The sequence below is a fragment of the Phaeobacter sp. HF9A genome (assembly GCF_011806385.1).
Lineage (GTDB): Bacteria > Pseudomonadota > Alphaproteobacteria > Rhodobacterales > Rhodobacteraceae > Epibacterium.
Genome location: NZ_JAATOX010000007.1, coordinates 68,943 through 75,524, shown reverse-complemented (window position 1 = coordinate 75,524; position 6,582 = coordinate 68,943). Strand labels below are relative to the sequence as shown.

The window sequence follows — 6,582 nt, the reverse complement described above, 5'->3', positions numbered from 1 at the left end:
ATCAAGGAGCTGAAAGGCACGACCGGCCGCAGGCTGGTCCGCGGTATCCTCGGCGGCTTGTTCAAGGGCCGCTGAGGCGCGCCAAAAGAAAACGCCGCCCGGTTTGGGCGGCGTTTTTTGTTATTTTTCAGGGATCAAGCCACGCGGATTAAACCTGAGCATCAAGAGCAGGATAAGCCCCATGGTAAAGAGCCGCATATGCGCCGCGCTCTCCAGAAGATGCCCGCGCGGCCAGCTGTCCTCTGCCATGCCGGAGGTCGCCAGCTCGATCAGCATGATCCCCAGCGGCTCCACCTTGATCCAGAGGAACCAGACCAAAATCCCACCAAGCACCGCACCAAAGTTATTGCCAGAGCCGCCAACGATCACCATGACCCAGATGAGGAAGGTAAAGCGCAGCGGGTTATAGGTGCCCGGTGTCAGCTGACTATCCAGCGTGGTCATCATCGCGCCGGCAATACCGCAAATCGCGGATCCCAGAATGAAAATCTGCAAATGGCGGCGGGTGACATCCTTGCCCATCGCCCTGGCGGCGATCTCATTGTCGCGAATGGCCCGCATCATCCGGCCCCAGGGGCTCTTGAGCGCCATTTGCGCCATCCACAGCAGCACCAGGAGCACCGCCGTAAACAGCAGCGCATAGCCAAGTTTGACATAGAGCGTGGAGGCCGTGGTTGGATCAAACCCCCAGTTCGCTGCGCTGGCGACAAAACCCGGATCGTTTTGCAGATCGACCTCATAGGGCAGGGGCCGCGGCAACCCAACGACGTTCTTGACCCCGCGCGACAGCCAGTCCTCGTTTTTCAACACCGACAGGATGATCTCGGCAATGCCCAGTGTCGCAATCGCCAGGTAATCAGAGCGCAGACCCAGGGCCGTCTTGCCAATGACCCAGGCCGCGCCCGCCGCAAGCAAACCGCCGACCGGCCAGGCCAGCAGCACCGGCAGACCGAGGCCGCCGATATTGCCGGCCAGCGCAGGGTTGATGCTCTCGACCGCGTCCACGCCCGGATCCAGCACCACACGAAAGAGAAAGAACCCAACCACCAACAGCACAATCATGCCGAGCACACGGGTCAGCCCAGCAGCGAGTTTGCGATAGGCCATGATCGCCGCCGCGATGGTCAGCGCGCCCAACACCAGCGCCAGCAGGATGCGACCACCGCCTGCGCTCCAGGCCCCCGGGGTGGCCGGCATGGCGGTCAGCACCACAGCAAGCCCGCCAAGCGCCGTGAAGCCCATGATGCCAACGTTAAAGAGGCCAGCAAACCCCCATTGCAGGTTCACCCCCAGCGCCATGATCGCCGAAATCAATCCCATGTTGAGGATCGTCAGCGCCGAATTCCACGACCCGGAGAAGATCCCCAGACCCGTCGTCGTGCCCTCCAGCAGCAGCAAAACGCCAACGGCGACAAACAGAAGCGTATGTTTCACGGTCTCGCTCATACTGCTTTCCCCTTAAAGATTCCGGTGGGTTTGAACAGGAGCACAACAACAAGGATCGCGAAGGAGACCGCAAATTTGTAATCTGTGCTCAACAGCTGCGCCAACCCATCCGGCGCGAGGCTTTCCGGCAGGAGGTATCCTGCAACTTTCTTCCAGGCGTAGGTCACGGTGACTTCGCTCATGGCGATCACAAACCCGCCGGCGATCGCCCCCAGGGGGCTGCCCAGCCCGCCAACGATAGCGGCCGCAAAAATCGGCAGGAGAAGCTGGAAATAGGTGAAGGGTTTGAACGACTTGTCCAGACCATAGAGGGTGCCCGCGATGGTCGCCAACGCCGCAACGATCAGCCATGTGATGGTGACCACCCGCTCCGGGTTGATGCCCGACAGAAGCGCCAGATCCTCATTGTCGGAATAGGCGCGCATGGATTTGCCGGTGCGGGTCTTGTTCAGGAACCAAAACAGCAGCGCCACCACGATGATGGCGGTGACAACGGTGATCCCCTGCGATGTCTTGATCGCCAGCCCCTCGTCCAGCCCGGTCATCTGCTTGAAAGTGCGGGCCTTGATAATGAAACGCTCGCCGTCGGCAAAACGTTGATCGCCAGGGCCGATGATAAAGCGCACCAGACCGTTGATCATGAACATCACCCCAAGCGAGGCCATGACAAAGATCACCGGCTTCGCCTTTTGGGCCCGATAGAAGCGATAGACAGCACGGTCCGTGACCACCACCAGCCCCATGGTCGCAACAATGCCGATCGGCAGCGCAAGCAGCGCCGTCGGCAGCGGCCCGGCCGAGATCCCCATCGACTGGAACCACCAGGTAAAGAGGATCGTCACCATTGTGCCAAACGCCATGGTGTCGCCATGGGCAAAGTTGGAAAACCGCAAGATACCATAGATCAGCGTCACACCCAGCGCGCCAAGCGCCAGCTGGCTACCATAGGCGATGCCGGGGATCAGAACGAAATTTGAAAGCGCAACAAGCGCGTTGAGGACATCCATCGCTTAACCCCCAAGGAACGATTTACGGACTTCGGGATCGGCCAAGAGCTCCTGCCCGGTGCCACTATAGGCATTGCGCCCCTGCACCAGCACATAGCCTTTATCCGCGATTTCAAGGGCTTGCTTGGCGTTTTGCTCCACCATCAGGATCGGTAGACCGGTGCGAGACACCTCGATGATGCGGTCAAACAGCTCATCCATCACGATGGGCGACACACCCGCAGTGGGCTCGTCCAGCATCAGCACCTTGGGCTTGGTCATCAGCGCACGCCCCACGGCAACCTGCTGACGCTGCCCGCCAGACAGCTCTCCGGCTGCCTGATTGCGCTTTTCCTTCAGGATCGGGAACAGGTGATAGACCTGCTCCATCGTGTCGGAAAAATCATCGGTGCGAATAAACGCGCCCATCTCCAGGTTCTCCTCCACCGTCATCGAGGTGAAGATATTGCTGGTCTGGGGCACAAACCCCATGCCCTTGATCACACGATCCTGCGGGCTGAGCGCGGTGATATCCTCGCCCCCCAGCCGCACCGCGCCAGAGCGTACATTCAGCATGCCAAACACCGCCTTCATGGCGGTGGATTTCCCGGCGCCATTCGGCCCGACAATCACGGCAATCTCGCCCGGGTTCACGGCGATGGTACATTCATGCAGGATATCCGGCCCCTTGCCGTAGCCACCTGTCATGGCATCGCCAATCAAAAAGGGTTCAGACATCCGCGCCCCCATATTTCATCTTTTTCAAAATATCCCGGGGGCGCCGCAAAGCGGCGGGGGCAGAGCCCCCAATCAACAGCCGCGGCTTCATCATGCCTGCTCCAGTTTGTCTTTGTTTTTCAGGCCAGTGCCCAGATAGGCCTCGATCACCTGCTCATTCGCCTTGATCTCGTCCAGCGTGCCTTGCGCAAGCTTCTTGCCCTCCGCCATGCAGATCACCGGATCACACAGGCGCCCGATGAATTCCATGTCGTGTTCAATCACCACAAAGGTATAGCCACGTTCCTCGTTCAGGCGCTTGATCGCATCGGCGATGGTATAGAGCAGGGTGCGGTTCACCCCGGCGCCGACCTCGTCGAGGAAGACAATCTTGGCATCCACCATCATGGTCCGGCCAAGCTCCAGCAGTTTTTTCTGACCGCCGGAAATCTCACCCGCCTTCAGATCGGCGATATGGCTGATGGTGAGGAAATCCAGCACCTCATCGGCCTTGGCGCGCAGGGCGCGTTCCTCCTCGGCGATGCGCTTGCGGCCAAACCAGGTGTTCCACAGGGTCTCACCCGATTGCCCACCCGGAACCATCATCAGGTTCTCGCGACACGTCATCGAGGAAAACTCATGCGCAATCTGGAAAGTGCGCAGCAACCCCTTGTGGAACAGCACATGTGGCGGCAGGCCGGTGATATCCTCGCCATCCATCAGGACCCGGCCTGAGGTTGGCGACAACACGCCCGCTATCACGTTGAAAAGAGTGGTTTTCCCCGCGCCGTTCGGCCCGATCAAACCGGTTATGGAGCCCGAAGCGATTTCCAGTGATGCACCGTCAACCGCATGGAACCCGCCGAAGTGCTTGTGCAAATCCTCGACGACGATCATGTCATTTCATCCCCTACCGCGTTTTTGCGGTTGTTTTAATTTGGATCAGCCCGGACACGCGCAAGCGCCCGGGCTGATCAGGGTCATGTCTCAAACCGCAAGGCGACTCAGCGGAATTTCACCGTAACGTTTTTACCGTCCTGGACTTCAATTTCACGGTAGGAGCCAGCGCTCTCACCGGGGCCAATCAGCTCGACGCCGGTTGCGCCCTCATAGTCAACGTCCCCACCATTGGCGAGAATTTCCAGCGCCTTGTCCAGCTCGCCAGGATTGATTTTCTCACCCGGTGCGTTGGCCACATCCATGATCTTGGCGCCATATTCCGCCGGATCCATGGAACCAGCCGCCTGCATCGCCAGCAGGAACAGCGCTGCCGCATCATAGGATTCCGACGCATAGGCGGAGGTGCCATCAAAGCCGGCTTCTGCGGCCATGCCGGCAAAGATCTCGGCGCCTTTGCTGTCAGAGCCAGCGATCTGTCCAAAGGAGCCATCCAGATCCGGGCCGACATTGGTGGGCAGCGAATCGCCGATCATGCCGCCGGGCAGGCCAAAGGTATCAAAGGCACCAGTATCAAGCGCACCCTGAATGATGCCCAGGCCACCTTGATCGAGATAGCCAGCAACAACCAGAATATCACCACCGGCAGAGGCCAGTGCTGCAACCTCGGCAGAGTAGTCGCCTTTGCCATCCTCATGCGCGGCGACGATGGTCACCTCACCGCCGACGGCCTCGAACGAGCTCTGGATCGCATCCGCCAGACCCTTGCCGTAGTCGTTGTTGGTATAGGTCAGCGCGATCGAATTGATGCCGCGATCCTTGAGCATTTCGGCCATTACCTGACCTTCACGCGCGTCGGACGGCGCGGTGCGGAAGAACAGGCCGTTGTCTTCCATCGAGGACAGACCCGGAGAGGTCGCGGAGGGCGAAATCATCACCATCCCGTTGGGAATGGCCACGTTTTGCAGAATGGCACCGGTCACGCCGGAGCAATCGCCACCAACAATCCCGTTCGCGCCATCCGCCAGCAGCTTTTCACCGTTTGCGGTCGCCAGGCCATTGTCGATACAGCCGGTATCGGCCCGCAGCGATGTTACCTTGGCGCCGTCCAGCAGCTTGCCCGATGCGGTGACTTCATCCATCGCCATTTCGGCTGCGCCAGCCATTGCGGAGGTGAGGGATTCGATCGGTCCGGTAAAGCCGATCAAGACGCCCAGTTTCACTTCCTTGGCATGACCAGCGGCGAAGGCGGTGCCGGCGCTCAGGGCGATGGCTGCTGTCGCGGTGAGCAGTTTTTTCATTGTTGAACTCCCTAATTGGAACAATCTTGTTCATCGCAAACCCTATGCAAGGTTTTTGACAAAGGGAAGAGACTTCCGCGCCGCTTTATCCCCCTGCTGCGACCATGGGCAACACAAGGCAGCAGCAAGAGAAAATCCGCAGCGACGCCGGGAAAGGCGGTTCAGCTCGGCGGTCGCACGCCCTTGCTGCCCCGCTCCCGATAGGGGGTGGTGTCATAATGCGACCGATAGCATTTCGAAAAATGCGAGGGTGAAGCAAAACCGCAGGCCAGCGCCACGTTGATCACGCTCATATCGGTTTGCATCAACAGGTTGCGCGCTTTTTGCAGGCGCAGTTCCATATAATAGCGTTTCGGACTGCGGTTTAGATAGCGGCGGAACAGGCGCTCCAGCTGGCGGGTGGACATGCCGACATCTTCGGCCAGCACAGAGGGGCTGATCGGCTCCTCGATGTTCTTCTCCATCATCTGGATGACCATCGAGAGTTTGGGATGGCGCACGCCGATTCGAGTCGGAATTGACAGGCGCTGGGTATCCTGATCGGTCCGAATCGACGAATAGATCAGCTGATCCGCTACCATATTTGCCAGCTCTTCGCCGTGATCGTCGGCGATGATCTTCAGCATCAGGTCAATGGAGGAGGTGCCGCCGGCGGTGGACATGCGATTGCCATCTATCACGAAGACCGATTTGGTCAGATCAACCTCTTCGAATTCCTCGGCAAAACTATCGGCGTTCTCCCAGTGGATTGTGGCGCGCTTACCGTCCAGAAGCCCTGCCTTGGCCAGGGAATAGGACGCGGTGCACAGCCCGGCAATCATCAACCCCTTGCGCGCCTCGCGCCGCAGCCAGGACAGCATCCGCTTGCTGGTCGCCGCCTGCACTTCGATCCCGCCACAAAGCAAAATCGTGTCATCGCGCTGAAGCTCCTCCAGGTCGCCGTCAATGCGAAAGGCCGTTCCGGCAGAACAGGTTACCGTTTCGCCGCCCTCGCCAAGCAGGCGCCAGGAATAAAGCTCCTTGCCCGCCATGCGGTTGGCAACGCGCAGCGACTCCAACGCCGCCGAGAAACAGAGCAGCGTGAACTGGTCCAACAGAACAAACGTGAATCGGCGATGCTTGCCGCCTGATTTCAGCTCCGGGAGCGTCTCTGGCTTTGTTTGCATGGCTCGGGTCCTTACAAAACGGGTCTTCTCAGACGGGCGTTACAATGTGAGCTGGGAACACGATGCGAC

Annotated in this window: 6 protein-coding genes; all 6 read right to left on the bottom strand. The window is 59.5% G+C overall.

Going from position 1 to position 6,582, the window contains the following annotated elements:
- Positions 1-120: 120 nt before the first annotated feature.
- Positions 121-1,446, bottom strand: a complete 1,326-nt coding sequence (locus HCZ87_RS02510) for a branched-chain amino acid ABC transporter permease (RefSeq protein ID WP_167642195.1) — start codon at positions 1,444-1,446, stop codon at positions 121-123.
- Positions 1,443-2,453, bottom strand: a complete 1,011-nt coding sequence (locus HCZ87_RS02505; RefSeq protein ID WP_167642194.1) for a branched-chain amino acid ABC transporter permease — start codon at positions 2,451-2,453, stop codon at positions 1,443-1,445. Before HCZ87_RS02505 ends, HCZ87_RS02510 begins: the two co-directional genes overlap by 4 nt.
- 3 nt (positions 2,454-2,456) lie before the next feature.
- Positions 2,457-3,170: an ABC transporter ATP-binding protein gene (locus tag HCZ87_RS02500; RefSeq protein ID WP_167642193.1), complete on the bottom strand. Its 714-nt coding sequence runs from the start codon at positions 3,168-3,170 to the stop codon at positions 2,457-2,459.
- Between the two features lie 90 nt (positions 3,171-3,260).
- On the bottom strand, positions 3,261-4,046 hold the full coding sequence (locus HCZ87_RS02495) for an ABC transporter ATP-binding protein (RefSeq protein ID WP_167642192.1): 786 nt from the start codon (positions 4,044-4,046) through the stop codon (positions 3,261-3,263).
- Positions 4,047-4,153: 107 nt separating this feature from the next.
- Entirely contained in the window at positions 4,154-5,347 is a 1,194-nt protein-coding gene (locus HCZ87_RS02490; protein ID WP_167642191.1) for an ABC transporter substrate-binding protein, read from the bottom strand.
- Positions 5,348-5,508: 161 nt separating this feature from the next.
- A complete protein-coding gene (locus HCZ87_RS02485) occupies positions 5,509-6,513 on the bottom strand; it encodes a GlxA family transcriptional regulator (protein ID WP_167642190.1) in 1,005 nt (334 codons plus the stop codon).
- Positions 6,514-6,582: the final 69 nt, after the last annotated feature.